Annotated in this window: 16 protein-coding genes; 11 read left to right on the forward strand and 5 right to left on the reverse strand. The window is 45.6% G+C overall.

Annotated features, from left to right (window positions below; translation table 11 throughout):
- Positions 1-43 precede the first annotated feature (43 nt).
- The 3 genes from groL to ACO0KW_RS02640 all read right to left on the reverse strand — a co-directional run bounded on the left by groL (position 44) and on the right by ACO0KW_RS02640 (position 3,408).
- Positions 44-1,696 carry a chaperonin GroEL gene (groL, locus tag ACO0KW_RS02630; RefSeq protein WP_423050356.1) on the reverse strand — a complete coding sequence of 551 codons (1,653 nt, stop codon included), beginning with the start codon at positions 1,694-1,696 and terminating at the stop codon, positions 44-46.
- Between the two features lie 49 nt (positions 1,697-1,745).
- On the reverse strand, positions 1,746-2,036 hold the full coding sequence (groES, locus tag ACO0KW_RS02635) for a co-chaperone GroES (RefSeq protein ID WP_314860127.1): 291 nt from the start codon (positions 2,034-2,036) through the stop codon (positions 1,746-1,748).
- Positions 2,037-2,403: 367 nt separating this feature from the next.
- A complete protein-coding gene (locus ACO0KW_RS02640) occupies positions 2,404-3,408 on the reverse strand; it encodes an integron integrase (protein ID WP_423050359.1) in 1,005 nt (334 codons plus the stop codon).
- A 155-nt stretch (positions 3,409-3,563) separates the two neighbouring features.
- Here ACO0KW_RS02640 and ACO0KW_RS02645 point away from each other — a divergent pair, with 155 nt between their 5' ends.
- The 11 genes from ACO0KW_RS02645 to ACO0KW_RS02695 all read left to right on the forward strand — a co-directional run bounded on the left by ACO0KW_RS02645 (position 3,564) and on the right by ACO0KW_RS02695 (position 11,347).
- Positions 3,564-3,995, forward strand: coding sequence for a hypothetical protein (locus ACO0KW_RS02645; protein ID WP_423050361.1), 432 nt, complete (start codon positions 3,564-3,566; stop codon positions 3,993-3,995).
- 453 nt (positions 3,996-4,448) lie between these two features.
- Complete coding sequence (locus ACO0KW_RS02650) at positions 4,449-4,946, forward strand: hypothetical protein (RefSeq protein ID WP_423050363.1); 498 nt, start codon at positions 4,449-4,451, stop codon at positions 4,944-4,946.
- Between the two features lie 99 nt (positions 4,947-5,045).
- Positions 5,046-5,429, forward strand: a complete 384-nt coding sequence (locus ACO0KW_RS02655) for a hypothetical protein (RefSeq protein WP_423050365.1) — start codon at positions 5,046-5,048, stop codon at positions 5,427-5,429.
- Positions 5,430-5,561: 132 nt separating this feature from the next.
- Entirely contained in the window at positions 5,562-6,251 is a 690-nt protein-coding gene (locus ACO0KW_RS02660; protein WP_423050367.1) for a VIT1/CCC1 transporter family protein, read from the forward strand.
- A gap of 195 nt (positions 6,252-6,446) precedes the next feature.
- Positions 6,447-7,193 (forward strand): hypothetical protein, encoded by a 747-nt coding sequence (locus tag ACO0KW_RS02665; RefSeq protein ID WP_423050369.1) that lies wholly within the window; start codon positions 6,447-6,449, stop codon positions 7,191-7,193.
- A gap of 91 nt (positions 7,194-7,284) precedes the next feature.
- On the forward strand, positions 7,285-7,839 hold the full coding sequence (locus ACO0KW_RS02670) for a hypothetical protein (RefSeq protein WP_423050371.1): 555 nt from the start codon (positions 7,285-7,287) through the stop codon (positions 7,837-7,839).
- 102 nt (positions 7,840-7,941) lie between these two features.
- On the forward strand, positions 7,942-8,346 hold the full coding sequence (locus ACO0KW_RS02675; RefSeq protein ID WP_423050373.1) for a hypothetical protein: 405 nt from the start codon (positions 7,942-7,944) through the stop codon (positions 8,344-8,346).
- 381 nt (positions 8,347-8,727) lie between these two features.
- A complete protein-coding gene (locus ACO0KW_RS02680; RefSeq protein ID WP_423050375.1) occupies positions 8,728-9,192 on the forward strand; it encodes a hypothetical protein in 465 nt (154 codons plus the stop codon).
- Between the two features lie 104 nt (positions 9,193-9,296).
- Complete coding sequence (locus tag ACO0KW_RS02685; RefSeq protein WP_423050377.1) at positions 9,297-9,674, forward strand: hypothetical protein; 378 nt, start codon at positions 9,297-9,299, stop codon at positions 9,672-9,674.
- Between the two features lie 330 nt (positions 9,675-10,004).
- The gene (locus ACO0KW_RS02690; RefSeq protein ID WP_423050379.1) at positions 10,005-10,352 is read left to right on the forward strand and encodes a putative quinol monooxygenase; all 348 of its coding nucleotides are present in this window, start codon (positions 10,005-10,007) and stop codon (positions 10,350-10,352) included.
- Between the two features lie 107 nt (positions 10,353-10,459).
- A complete protein-coding gene (locus ACO0KW_RS02695; RefSeq protein ID WP_423050381.1) occupies positions 10,460-11,347 on the forward strand; it encodes a BPSS1187 family protein in 888 nt (295 codons plus the stop codon).
- 68 nt (positions 11,348-11,415) lie between these two features.
- Here the strand turns inward: ACO0KW_RS02695 and ACO0KW_RS02700 are convergent, their stop codons facing one another.
- Positions 11,416-12,459 (reverse strand): aldo/keto reductase, encoded by a 1,044-nt coding sequence (locus tag ACO0KW_RS02700; protein ID WP_423050383.1) that lies wholly within the window; start codon positions 12,457-12,459, stop codon positions 11,416-11,418.
- Positions 12,460-12,529: 70 nt separating this feature from the next.
- On the reverse strand, positions 12,530-13,573 hold the full coding sequence (locus ACO0KW_RS02705; RefSeq protein WP_423050384.1) for a quinone-dependent dihydroorotate dehydrogenase: 1,044 nt from the start codon (positions 13,571-13,573) through the stop codon (positions 12,530-12,532).
- Positions 13,574-13,586: the final 13 nt, after the last annotated feature.

Raw genomic sequence — 13,586 nt, forward strand, 5'->3', positions numbered from 1 at the left:
GCGAATAACTCTGAACGACTGTCGTGTCCAGTGTGTTCGGCTATTACATCATGCCGCCCATACCACCCATGCCGCCCATGCCACCCATATCATGACCGCCACCACCAGCTGCTTTGTCTTCTGGCAATTCTGCAACCAATGCATCAGTTGTCAAAATCAAGCCAGCAACAGATGCTGCGTTTTGCAATGCTGAGCGTGTTACTTTAGCTGGATCGAGAATACCCATTTCGATCATGTCGCCGTAGGTATCGTTAGCTGCATTGAAGCCATAGTTGCCAGTGCCATTTACAACAGCATTGATTACGACACTTGCTTCGCCACCCGCATTTGCAACGATTTCACGCAATGGTGCTTCGATTGCTTTCAAGACTAATTTGATACCTGCGTCTTGATCTGGATTGTCGCCTTTGATCACGCCAGCTGCTGCACGTGCGCGCAACAATGCAACGCCACCGCCAGGAACAACGCCTTCTTCAACCGCTGCACGTGTTGCGTGCAATGCGTCTTCAACGCGTGCTTTTTTCTCTTTCATTTCAACTTCAGTCGCTGCACCAACTTTGATCACTGCAACACCGCCAGCCAACTTGGCAACGCGTTCTTGCAATTTTTCTTTATCGTAGTCAGATGTTGCTTCTTCGATTTGTGCGCGGATTTGTTTTACGCGGCCTTCGATGCCAACAGCAGGACCAGCACCGTCGATGATGATGGTGTTTTCTTTGCTGATTTCGATACGCTTAGCTTGACCCAATTGATCCAAAGTTGCTTTTTCCAAAGTCAAACCAACTTCTTCTGCAATCACTTGGCCGCCAGTCAAAATCGCGATATCTTCCAACATCGCTTTACGACGATCACCAAAACCTGGCGCTTTAACAGCGGCAGTTTTCAAGATGCCACGGATGTTGTTCACAACCAAAGTTGCCAATGCTTCGCCATCGACGTCTTCTGCGATGATCAACAATGGACGGCCAGATTTTGCAACTTGTTCCAATACCGGGAGCAAATCACGGATGTTAGATACTTTTTTGTCGTACAACAAAACAAATGGATTATCCAAAATCACAGCTTGTTTTTCTGGATTGTTGATGAAGTAGGGTGACAAGTAGCCACGGTCAAATTGCATACCTTCAACGATATCCAATTCGTTTTCCAAAGACTTACCATCTTCAACTGTGATCACGCCTTCTTTGCCGACTTTGTCCATTGCTTTAGCAATGATGTCACCGATGTTTTGATCGGAGTTTGCAGAGATAGAACCAACTTGAGCGATTTCTTTGTTAGTTGTTGTTGGGCGAGCGATGTTTTTCACTTCCGCTACCAAAGCCACAACTGCCTTGTCGATACCGCGCTTCAAATCCGTTGGATTGAAACCAGCAGCAACATATTTAAAGCCTTCGCGAACGATAGCTTGTGCCAATACTGTCGCTGTTGTTGTACCGTCACCAGCGTTGTCAGAAGTGCGGGAAGCAACTTCTTTTACCAACTGCGCGCCCATGTTTTCGAGGCGATCTTTCAGTTCGATTTCTTTAGCGACAGACACACCGTCTTTAGTCACTGTAGGCGCGCCGTATGAACGCTCCAAAACCACGTTACGACCTTTAGGGCCCAAAGTTACTTTAACTGCGTTGGCCAAAACGTTAACACCGTTAACGATTTTTGCACGTGCGTCATCGCCAAATACAACTTGCTTAGCTGCCATAATAGAATTTCTCCAAAATAAATTTAAAAGTGAATGGGTTGCGGTTCAATTATTTTTGAACGATAGCGAAGACGTCTTCTTCACGCATAACCAACACTTCATTGCCGTCAACTTTGACAGCTTGACCAGAATATTTACCGAACAACACGCGGTCGCCAACTTTAACTTCTAAAGCGCGTACTGTGCCGTCTTCCAATACTTTGCCGTTACCAACAGCCAGTACTTCACCTTGATCTGGTTTCTCAGCTGCTGCGTCAGGCAAAACGATACCGGATGCTGTTTTTGTTTCTTGATCCAAACGTTTAACGATAATGCGATCGTGCAGGGGACGAAGATTCATACTAACTCCTAAAAAAATTACAAAAGTAAAATTACCAAAGTAAACAAAATTGCAAAAATGTGAGCTTACGTGTTTTGCGCCTAGCGATATGCAACCCAACACATGGGAGCAGCACAAACCACTTTCAAGCCTTCAGTTCCACATGGGAATATGTTGCCAAAATAAAATGCTGGTTTGATTGTTAGCACTCTCTTTCGCTGAGTGCTAATTATATGGGCGGGTTGGGGCTTTTTCAAGGAAGAAAGTTGAAAATAGCGGTTTTATTTTAAAAATCAGGGGGTTAGCACGGATTATTGCATTGTCTGGGATGTGAAATAGGGAGATTCTTGCACTTGTTTTGTGATGAGAATTTACATAAAAGACGGCGTTAGAGGCTATCAAGCGGACTGCGTACACCACCAGCAATCTTTAAAATATGCGTATAAATCATGGTGGTGCTCACATCATTGTGTCCAAGCAAATCTTGAACCGTACGAATATCGCAACCACTTTGCAATAAGTGGGTGGCAAAGCTGTGCCTCAGGGTATGCGGTGAGGCAGGTTTAAAACAGGCGTTTTTCTTTAATGCGAGCTGAAACGCACGACGAAATGTTTGCGGATAAAGGTGATGCCGACGGACTATACGAGAACGAGGATCGGTAGAGACAGACTGTTGAGGAAAGACCCAAAACCAAGCCCAACTCTGATCAGCACGCGGATATTTTTTTGCAAGTGCAAATGGCATGTCGACACCGGCAAGCTCATTTCGTCTATCCATTTCCCAGATCGTATGGCAACGCGCCAATTGTTCTTTTAAGGCGGGAACTAAGCTCTGAGGTTCTTTTAAGGCGGGAACTAAGCTCTGAGGAAGCATCACAACGCGATCTTTGAAACCCTTACCATCACGAATCAAGATCGCACCATGATCAAATTCAATATCTTTTACTCTCAATCGGGCAGCTTCCATGATGCGCATACCGGTTCCATACAAGAGTCTTGCAAATAGGCCAAAGGTCGTATTGCTGGAGTCGAGCACTTGAATGGTTTGTTGAACCTCTAATTTGGTAAGCACAACTGGTAAATGCTTTTTTTCCTTGGGGCGACCAATGTCGTTTAACCAAGGCAATTCGATTTTAAGCACTTCTTTATACAAATAGAGAATTGCACTTAAGGCTTGACGGTGCGTCGAAGGCGAAACCTTTCGCTCGACAACCAGCATAGACAAAAATGCTTCAACCTCCGGCCCTCCCATGTCCTTTGGATGTCGAAGACCCGACCAACGAATAAAAAAACGGATCCAGTAAACATAATTTTTCTCTGTCGCAAGACTGTAATGTTTATAACGTATGCTCTCGCGCACTTGATCCAACAAACGAGGTACTTTCGCTTCCATCTAGGTTCCCTTGTTATACTGTATATTTATACAGTATAACAAAAAAGAAGCAGTAAACATAAGCCTTTTGAGAAAGTTGAAACAGTGTTGCTCAATTTGTACGTTTGTGTTAACGTCGGTTTTTTCACTTTAAAACAAGTTAAATCTCAATGAGTATGCCCAAGCCCAAACGTATCGAAGAGATCACGGTATCCGATTTGAAGTTACATCGTTGGTGCTACTTCCACGACGATGAGGCTGGGTTCGATGCGTTTGAATATGTTATTCCAGATACACATGAGCAGTTTGACGAGAACGTAATCGAGCTTGAACTAGCTGTCTTTAAATTTGATGGTGACAGAGAGTATTTCGGGATGTATGACGGCTCAAAGTCTTATAGCATTTTTCTAAATAATGAGTGGTTCTATTTTTGGCATGGAGTTCGCAAGCCGACAGAGTCGGAAATAGCCCATCTCAAAGATACGCTAATGGCGTCCGATTTAACGTTTCCGATTTCAGCACGAGCCTATTGGTCTGATCGGACCGAGTTATTTCGCGGACTTCGCTATTATGACGAACGGGGTGTCGAGGTTGAACTTGAGATTTAACTTGGCGGTCGGCGAGGAATCGCCGCGACCGACTTCTATACTATTTTATTTATTGGTGGCGGCGATCCCGGCACCTCAACGTTAAGCATCAAATTAAATGAGACCTTTAGAGCGAATAGACGAAATATCAAATCTCATTAAAGAGATTTGGAATGGACTTCCAAGCATGAGGTATATGCAGTTAATCTACGTTTTGCAATCGAGTTTTTCAGAGAAGAATAAAAATATTGGAAGAATTGAGGCACGTGAGGATGGAACTAACTCCAGAATTGGATTCGATTTATTTCATATTGAAGACGACGAGTTAAAACTTTTCCTCGAAAGCTTTCTATTTGATCTTAAAACAAACAATGCTTAACAGGTCAAGCGATGGAGAATCGCCAATGACTATCTCACTGAAATTTTTGACCGTCGTGGCGATCTCGTCATTTCGGCGTTAAACATCAACAGCAAATGCGCACAATCTCACTATTAATTGCAGTTCTTTTGGGCGTTCTAACTTTTTCAGTAACGTGCTTTGCCGCGCAAGCGCTGACTCCCCAAAAGGCGCTTGTTGCGAAGCTATATAAAAATTATGCATTCGAAGCTATACGCGATGAATCCGACTTAGATGGTGAATTTTTAGATAGACCCCGCAACGTATTACTTTCTTACTTGACGCCAAGTCTGGCGAAATTGGTTTTAAAAGATAGAAAATGCGCGGCTGACACACACGAAATTTGCAACTTGGACTTTATGCCACTTTGGGATAGCCAGGATCCGACTGGTGCCATTGTCCGGATTTTGCCAACGAGTAAAAACGATGAGGTTAATGTCCAATTGAGGTACGGGTCAGAAACACGAACACTCACTTACTTTCTTACACTCACTAATTTAGGTTGGCGAATTCGGGACATCGCTTATGAAAACGGACGAAAATCTCTGGTTGATATCCTCGGGCGAGCAAAATGATCGCTGCTTACAATTCTCAGGTATTGATGTTTAACTCAACAATCGACTGGGACGCGCTGGCGAGCCGGTCATTTCGGCGTTAAACCTCAAGTTCCACTTATGACATTTCTCCTCAAGCGAATTTTAGCTTTCCTCCCTGGAGGCATCCTAGTAGCTCTATCGACTATAGCAATTGAGTATGAAGATAAAGAACGCTTGGTTTTGGACTCAGACGGTTGGCTCATCGAGTTTAACAAAGCATCGAAGTTAGTGTCTCGATCAGGGACGCTAGCTGCTTCGTTCGGGTCGATTCTGTCTGTTGATGTCGAACATTCCGTCAATGGAAAACGCTTCGAGTGGTGGGTTCTCAACCTGACACTCCAAGGAGGGAAGAAAATTTTTGTTGGTCGCTCAACTGATAGTGCTGAGGTGTCGATCGCAGCTGCGCATATCGCAAATGCAGTCAGCAAACGGGTTAGAGCTATTGAAAAGATAGGATTTTGATTGGAAGAATATTGAGGTTTAACATTACGGTCGTAGGGGAATCGCCAGTGAGGATTTCTCGCTTTATTAATTTTCTGGTGGCGGTGATCTCGACACCTCTGCATTAGGCTTTCATACAACCACGGGCTCCCAATGAGACACAGCGAACGACATAGAACTCACAGAACTGGCTGGCTACGGGCCGCCGTGTTGGGTGCCAATGATGGGATTGTCTCTACTGCGAGCCTGGTCCTTGGGATAGCGGCTACAGGCGCCAGCACCAAGATCATTCTCGTTACAGGTGTTGCAAGCCTCGTTGCTGGAGCCATGTCAATGGCAGCAGGCGAATATGTTTCGGTCAGCTCACAGGCCGACACTGAAGGCGCAGATCTGGATCGAGAAAAAGCTGAACTTGTGGAGAACCCAGCCCAAGAACACGCAGAACTTATGGCGATCTACGTTAAGCGCGGACTGGATGAGGCATTGGCATCGAGCGTCGCAACTAAGTTAATGGCGCACGATGCGCTTGCCGCGCATGCACGAGATGAGCTAGGTATCTCAGACACCTTGGCCGCCAAACCAATCCAGGCAGCGCTCGCCTCTGCGGGCACTTTTGCCGCTGGCGCACTTCTACCGCTGCTAATGGTCTTCGTTTTTCCCGCAGCAGCGCTTATGTGGGGTCTTGCCGGAAGCTCACTCCTTTTCCTTGCTCTGCTGGGTCTGATTGCCGCACGCGCAGGAGGCTCCCCAATGCTCGTGTCTGTGACGCGCGTAACATTCTGGGGAGCATTAGCAATGGGACTTACCGCTGGAGTTGGCGCCATCTTTGGAGTGGCAGCATGAAGCATTAAACGCGACACCTTTGAGGTATATATGTTCTCAACGCCCTCTAGTACGCGCACCAGCCTCACCGTAAGTTCGAGTGCGGCCGCAATGCTTCGCATCGCGGCTCCTCAACCTTGGCGTTAAACAGCTAAGAATTTTCAGTACCTCACAAATAATGAATGAAATGCGTAGACTTCAAAAGATGAAAAACAAATGAATAAAGTTTTTAGCTTAGGTTTTTTTATTGCATTGTTTGTTATTGCAAATGCTTCCGCACTCACCAATGATCAAGAATGTGCTGAGGATATATTTGATATTTCAGCGCGCTACTTAAATCTCAAGAATTTTACATATAAATCTAAAAATGGTGTTGTTATCGCGGCCGCATGCAAGGCCTCTCCGACTAATCCCAATTTGATCTTATCCGTCTTTGCATACGATAGTGCTATCAAAGATGAGAAGAATTTACTGGTAGCTATCATTGATGAAAAAAGAAACCAGATAGTTAGTAGCTACAAGAGTGTGATGAATCAGGACTTCTCGACTCAGTTTAGTGAAAACAGCTTCAAGCTTGATACTGGGAGATACCAACTTTCCGATAAAGTGAGAGCATTTGGCGTCAGGTTTGATAATGCAGCAATATCTAGTTGTGGTGAGGAAGGTGGTCAGAATGATAATCTCACTTTGTTTGTGCAGGAAGGAAAAAAATTGCGTGCTGTTTTTGATATGTACATGTATTGGTATCGCTTAATTGAAGGAATTCGCTGCAATCCAAATTCTGAGGCAATTATGGAGAATGCCTACCTCACAGGGGCAGTGCAAAGGAACAGTACCAATGGTTTTGCTGACCTATTGCTTACTGCAAAAATTGATAGAAATCGTGTTGAACATCATTTGCTTCGCTACGATGGAAAGAGTTACCAAACAGGTTCCCAAAAACCTTGGTGGTTAGGGTATTGAGCCATTTAAGAAAGTAGAAGGATGTTTAACTTTCCAATCAACTCGGACGCTGCGCACCTGCTATTTTAACGTTAGAGGTTTAATTAAGCACATGGCAAAAATTGAAGTAGGAAAAGGAAGAAGTAAGATTGAGCAAACTAATCATGGTTTGCGAATTACTATCCCGTCTAAAAAGAATTTCTTTTTAATCGCCTTCATGGGCTTTTGGCTAATGGGTTGGGCATTTGGTGAGGTGTCAGTTTTAAAAGAATTATTAAATCCAAAAGATGGAGCGCCGCAATTTTTTCTTATTGCGTGGCTTGGTGGCTGGACTGTCGGTGGAGCCTTCGCCATATATGCTTGGCTTTGGAATGTTATGGGGAAAGAAATAGTAGACATAACTTCGTCAGAGCTAAGTCACATCAAGATTGTTGCTGGGTTTAGTAGAAGTAGTGAATATGCAGTATCTTCAATATCAAAATTAAGGCTGCAACCACAAAACACGTCGATGTTTGGCTCTAGAAATGGAATGGAGTTTTGGGGTATCACAGGAGGCACTATTGCCTTTGACTACGGACAAAGTACCCATAAATTCGGGGCGCAACTTGATGAAGCGGAAGCTAGCCATGTTATTGAAGCCATTAAAAACAGGTTCACAAACCTCTAGCAAGTCGCTCAAGGCCGCTTCGTTGGACAGCCCCTTAGCTCGGCGTGAGAGTACTCCGTAGTATCCTATTGTTTCTTTAACGTTACACACGAGGAGCTAAAAATGCATGCCTTAAAATTGATAATGATTGTCTCTATTTTCGTTGGAAGCAGTAACTTAGTTGCTGCAGAAAATAGCGTAGAAAAAGAATTGAGAAAAAATAAGAGTTTGCGTTGTGTTGCTGTTGCAATGGAAGGTAAAAATTTGATGAAATCAAACGTGATGAGTGCCGATGCGAACTTCTCCCAACAAAATGATACTGTTTTACAAAATCATAAAGAACAACTAAGAACTAATCGCCCCCAAGGCACTGAAGACGAAATGTCAAACGCGTTATATAGCCTTGCAAAAAATGAGCATAAAGCAATGAATGTTTACATCTCCGAGAATATTAAAGATGCAAGCGAAGTTGAAAAATTCGCTAAGAAGTTTATATTAAACCGATACAAAACTATCGGATGTCTCTAAAGAAAATATTTTCGATGTTTGAAGAAGCAGTAAATGCGCCCTAACTTGACATTCGTTACGGACGCGCGAATTATCTACGCGCTCTATTTTGAAAACTCGTGTGCGCACCTTTCAACTCAACGTTATACACATACGGAGAAGATGATTTGGAGACTTACAATTTCCAAGCAAGATGGAAAGAAGAATTGGTTTGTTCAACTCCTGCAAAGTCATTCGTATTGGAATTCCCAATAGGTAATCCGACCGTTTACTTTCCAAATGAATGTAGATGGAAGGAAGTGGGGCCGTCATGGGCGACCGAGGACTGGCCTGCTCTGCATGAGCAGCTGCGAGCCTGGTGTAAGAAAAATAATGTAGAACTTATGATCGATGAGACCGCGAATGTCTATTGACCAGTCGATGCATAACATGACAATCGACCGGACTGGCCCTGAAGCGGCTCAGTGTTTTATTAATTGGTGGGCGGCCATCCACTCACCGTTGCGTGATGCAAACATGACTAAATTCATACTCGCCCTTGTCTTTGTAGTTTGCACCTCATCTGTGTTTGCATGTGAGTCGCCCGATGCCGAATGGTCCATGATCCTTCAGAGCAAAAAACACACTGTGAAAGGGCCCTACACAATAGCTGAATTAGAATCAAACAACTTGATCGAAATTCGTGAAACAAAAGAAGTGCTGCCATTTGGGTATATTAATAAATATTGGGTTCAGTTAAAAGCTAGATACTTGCCTGGTGATCGTTTTTATTTCGTCCATTTTCAAGATGGACGTTTTTTCGTTGAGCGGCATGTACTAGTTAGGAATGATTGTGTGATTGGTGCTTTAATGGGCGCGATCTCCTAGTGCTTTATCTAACATTCGACGATGACGCATGAATGCGTCCCTTCCTAAATTTCAGTGATGGGCGTGCTGGCCTATTTAACATGACATGACATGGCATTTCTTTTATGATTGATTGGCAAATTATCGTCGAGGGAAAATTTCCTTCAGGTTGGGATGAACATAAAGATGGTTGTTGGTTCCCTGACTTCGGCACCCAAAAATATTTGCTTCCTTACTTTGACGTTGGTGAGCAACCAATTGACGAATATGGCGCGACGCGCTTTGATGTCGATACGATGAAACGCCTTCGTACCCATCTCAAATGGCAGCGTGATTATTTCGAAGCAAAAGGGGATACATGGGTAATAACGGAGACCGGCGACGGACAATGTGAATCCTATACGCTTCAACGAGACGTCGTCGTTGGGGTCATTGATAGAACGATTTCAATGGTTGGGATCGCTATTCATTTGAATGGTCAACTTGTGTTTCGGGGTGACTAAACGAAGATTGATGCCTTCTTGGTACACATCGTATTACCTATGGCAATCGTGACTCCGTTCGGTCAATCCATATCACATTTGGTTTTATGCCCCGCTTGATGGGTTTACTTCGCACCCGGCAGTAGCTTTCCTGTTGACGCGGGCGGCGCATGTCATTTGCTAGTACCGGTTTCTTAATCAAGCATAAGCTCAACGCGGACTTCCAAACGATGTGTCAATTCGCTAGTGATTAACAAACATACCTGGTTCAAAGTCGATTATGCTCGCCGGGGCAGCAGCTACAATGACAACTCCTCGCACCTTAAATCTATCTCTATGGAGAAGCAAGTTATGTACGGTCTTATCGGAAAAATGAAGTGCACACCTGGGCAGCAAGATTACTTGATATCCATTTTGCTAGAAGGTGTGTCGGGAATGCCGGGTTGTCTTAGTTATGTTGTCGCTAAAGATCCCACTGACGCAGATGCGATATGGATTACAGAAGCATGGACAAGCCAGCAGGCGCATAAGGATTCACTTTCGCTGCCTTCGGTACAAGCGGCGATCGCCAAGGCACGGCCCATTATTGCCGGATTTGGCGAACGTTTTGAAACGCAACCTGTGGGTGGCCATGGTCTGGTGGCTGCGGGTGGTGTTGCGAATGGGATTGCAAATGGGATTGCAAATGGGATTTCTTAAGCATTCACCCCGCGAGCATGCTGGGGCAAGCTGTGAGTTCTACAAAAAAGCTGTTCCTTGGTATTCGATATTCAAATAGTTCGCTATTCTCGGAGGAGAAATCGACAATGAAGAAGAACACATTCATTGCAAGTTTGGCCTTTTTGCTGATGAACTTTGCTCAAGCGGAAGTGGTGCGTGTCGATGTGCGACCTTCAACCACTGCGCCTGAGATCAAGGCGGCAGATTCGCCGCATATTGTTCTTGTTGATGCAGGTCGCGTCGCAGGTGATCTCTTGCTATGGATGCCGGGCACTCTGGGACGTCCGCATCTTGGTGCACAATTTGATTTTCCGCAATTTGCGGCGCAGCAGGGCTATCGTGTCATTATTTTGTCCTACATTACTGATCAGGCTGTGTCGGGTATTTGCGTTGGCAAGAATTTGCGCGGCAACCGGTCTTGCGCGGAAGATTTTCGACGCAAACGCATTTTTGGTGATCTGGGATTTTCGCTGATCGCGGACCAAGCGCAAGACGCCATTCAATACCGATTTACGCAGCTTTTACAATATTTGAAAGACACGCGCCAGGATGAACATTGGGAGCATTATCTCAACGCCGATGGCAGTCCGCGGTGGGAACGCATTGCAGTCGGCGGTCAATCGCAGGGCGGTGGACATGCCGCTTTTATCGCCCAAACGAAACCAGTGGCGCGCGTGATCATGTTGTCGGGAGGCTGGGATATAAGCGCACCAGGGGAGATTGCCGACTGGTACACCAAGCCCAATGCAACGCAGCCCAAGCGCTGGTTTGCTACCTATCATGTGGAAGAGCCTACCGCGAATCTGATGGCAGAAATTTATCGTGCTTTGCGTATACCCGCGGCGAATGTGGGTGTGTTCGAAAAGCCAGTCCGGGGAGCCAAAGCACATGGCGAAGGCTTATCTAATTCTGCTTATCAATCGTGGTGGAAATTTGCGCTTGGACGCGCTGCCTCGGTTTTGGAATCGCCTTGAGTTATTACCTGGCACCATCGGCGTGAAGCGACTTGCGTTCACGCTAGATGGTGGCAATTTCTCTGTAATTACTGCGCGGGATTTGCGCCTTCAGCATGAATTTGATTGATCGCTGCAATCAGCTCATTACTTAAGCAAACTTCCGTTGCGCGAATGTTTTCTTCCAATTGGATTAAGTCGGTTGCGCCTATGATGGTGCTGGCCACAAACCAGCGTGAGTAACACCAGGCCAATGCAAGTTGTGCAGGGGTTAGTCCATGCGCGCGCGCTAAAGCCGTATACCGTGCGCTCGTGGTGATGACTTCAGGTCGCATATAGCGCGGACTCCAAGTTGGCGGGAATTTTGTCAAGCGTCCTTTGGCTAGTGCATCATCGACGTATTTACCCGTTAAGCGTCCGAACGCGAGTGGGCTATAAGCGAGCAGTCCGACTTGTTCGCGATAGCAGGTCTCAGTTAAGCCTTGCTCGTAGCTGCGGTTCATCAGATGGTAGGGATTTTGAATTGAGACGATGCGGGCTTGTTGCTTGCGTTCGGCATGCTTGACGAATTCGCTCACGCCCCAAGGTGTTTCGTTGGACACGCCGATGTGACGAATCTTGCCTTCTTTGACCAGGCTGTCTAAGACATCCAATGTGGCCTCAATGTCGACGCTGTCGTGTTCTAAGTCGGGATTAAATTCTTTCTGACCAAAAATAGGCGCGTTGCGGCTAGGCCAGTGTAATTGATACAGATCGATGTAATCGGTATGCAGGCGTTGCAAACTCGCTTCGATGGCGATACGGATATTCTTTGCATCGAGATCGTTATCGCCATTGCGTATCCATGGCATGCCGCGTGACGGACCGGCTACTTTGGTGGCTAAAATGATGTTGTTTCGTTGACCAGATTGCTTAATCCAGCTGCCGATAAATTGCTCTGTACGGTGGACTGTTTCTGCGCGTGGCATGACAGGATACATTTCGGCGGTATCAATAAAATTCACGCCATTTGCTACTGCGAAATCAAGTTGCTGATGTGCTTCTGCTTCTGTGTTTTGCTCACCGAAAGTCATGGTGCCAAGACATACTTCTGACACCATTAAATCGCTGCAGCCAAGTTTTTTGAGTTTCATGATTAATCTGAAATTTTGAGATGGAATCGATAGGGTGGATATAGCATTGTCGTAGCCACCTTATGTAAAGTCATTTATTGTTTCGTATTGCGAGGGCGCACTCACGCACCAAAGCGGGACCGCGGTAGATCAAGCCTGAATACACTTGCACTAACGATGCACCTGCATCCATTTTTGCCACTGCATCTTTGCCTGAAAAAATACCGCCAACGCCGATGATGGGCAGCGCGTTGCCGAGCTCTGATTTTAATGTGCGTATGACTTTGTTGGATAATTCAAATACCGGTTCACCCGATAATCCACCAGCTTCTTCGCCATGTTGTAGACCTTTGACCGCATCGCGGGTGATCGTCGTGTTGGTGGCGATCACGCCATCAATTTTATGGCGCAATAAAGATTCGGCGATGTTTTTGATTTGCTCGCTGTCGATATCAGGTGCAATTTTTAAAGTGATGGGCACATAACGTTTATGTTGATCGGCTAAGCGCTGTTGTGCGTCTTTGAGTTTGGATAACAGATCGTCGAGTTCGGATGCACCTTGCAATTGACGTAAGTTTTTTGTATTCGGTGAGGAGATGTTGACAGTGACGTAGCTAGCGTAAGGATAGACTTTATTCAGACACAGCAAATAATCGTCGGCAGCTTTTTCTATCGGTGTATCTGCGTTCTTCCCGATATTTAAGCCGAGCACACCTTGCTTCTCTTGATAAAAACGTGAAGCTTGCACATTCGCGACAAAGGCATCGACGCCACCGTTATTAAATCCCATACGATTAATAATCGCGTTGGCTTGCGGCAAGCGGAACATGCGTGGCTTAGGATTGCCAGCTTGGGCGCGTGGTGTGACAGTGCCGATTTCGATCGAGCCAAAACCTAAAGATGCCAGCCCATCAATATAGCGGCCATCTTTGTCCAAGCCTGCGGCTAAACCCACCGGATTCGGAAACGTAATTCCCATCACTTTACGCGGATCGGCCGCTGGCTTAGGGAGCAGGCGCGTCAGACCCATATTGTGAGCGCGCTTTAGACCCGGTAGCGTTAGGTCATGCGCGCTTTCAGGATCCATGAAGAAGAGGAAAGGGCGAGCTAAGGAATAGAGCAATTGATCGGACATAATTTTAAGTAGT

The sequence above is a fragment of the Undibacterium sp. Ji22W genome (assembly GCF_049340305.1).
Lineage (GTDB): Bacteria > Pseudomonadota > Gammaproteobacteria > Burkholderiales > Burkholderiaceae_D > Undibacterium.

What these genes read in the sequence shown, in the direction of transcription:
- groL (WP_423050356.1), bottom strand. Translation starts at nt 1,696, where the DNA reads ATGGCAGCTAAGCAAGTTGTATTTGGCGATGACGCACGTGCAAAAATC.
- groES (WP_314860127.1), bottom strand. Translation starts at nt 2,036, where the DNA reads ATGAATCTTCGTCCCCTGCACGATCGCATTATCGTTAAACGTTTGGAT.
- ACO0KW_RS02640 (WP_423050359.1), bottom strand. Translation starts at nt 3,408, where the DNA reads ATGGAAGCGAAAGTACCTCGTTTGTTGGATCAAGTGCGCGAGAGCATA.
- ACO0KW_RS02645 (WP_423050361.1), top strand. Translation starts at nt 3,564, where the DNA reads ATGCCCAAGCCCAAACGTATCGAAGAGATCACGGTATCCGATTTGAAG.
- ACO0KW_RS02650 (WP_423050363.1), top strand. Translation starts at nt 4,449, where the DNA reads ATGCGCACAATCTCACTATTAATTGCAGTTCTTTTGGGCGTTCTAACT.
- ACO0KW_RS02655 (WP_423050365.1), top strand. Translation starts at nt 5,046, where the DNA reads ATGACATTTCTCCTCAAGCGAATTTTAGCTTTCCTCCCTGGAGGCATC.
- ACO0KW_RS02660 (WP_423050367.1), top strand. Translation starts at nt 5,562, where the DNA reads ATGAGACACAGCGAACGACATAGAACTCACAGAACTGGCTGGCTACGG.
- ACO0KW_RS02665 (WP_423050369.1), top strand. Translation starts at nt 6,447, where the DNA reads ATGAATAAAGTTTTTAGCTTAGGTTTTTTTATTGCATTGTTTGTTATT.
- ACO0KW_RS02670 (WP_423050371.1), top strand. Translation starts at nt 7,285, where the DNA reads ATGGCAAAAATTGAAGTAGGAAAAGGAAGAAGTAAGATTGAGCAAACT.
- ACO0KW_RS02675 (WP_423050373.1), top strand. Translation starts at nt 7,942, where the DNA reads ATGCATGCCTTAAAATTGATAATGATTGTCTCTATTTTCGTTGGAAGC.
- ACO0KW_RS02680 (WP_423050375.1), top strand. Translation starts at nt 8,728, where the DNA reads ATGTCTATTGACCAGTCGATGCATAACATGACAATCGACCGGACTGGC.
- ACO0KW_RS02685 (WP_423050377.1), top strand. Translation starts at nt 9,297, where the DNA reads ATGATTGATTGGCAAATTATCGTCGAGGGAAAATTTCCTTCAGGTTGG.
- ACO0KW_RS02690 (WP_423050379.1), top strand. Translation starts at nt 10,005, where the DNA reads ATGTACGGTCTTATCGGAAAAATGAAGTGCACACCTGGGCAGCAAGAT.
- ACO0KW_RS02695 (WP_423050381.1), top strand. Translation starts at nt 10,460, where the DNA reads ATGAAGAAGAACACATTCATTGCAAGTTTGGCCTTTTTGCTGATGAAC.
- ACO0KW_RS02700 (WP_423050383.1), bottom strand. Translation starts at nt 12,459, where the DNA reads ATGAAACTCAAAAAACTTGGCTGCAGCGATTTAATGGTGTCAGAAGTA.
- ACO0KW_RS02705 (WP_423050384.1), bottom strand. Translation starts at nt 13,573, where the DNA reads ATGTCCGATCAATTGCTCTATTCCTTAGCTCGCCCTTTCCTCTTCTTC.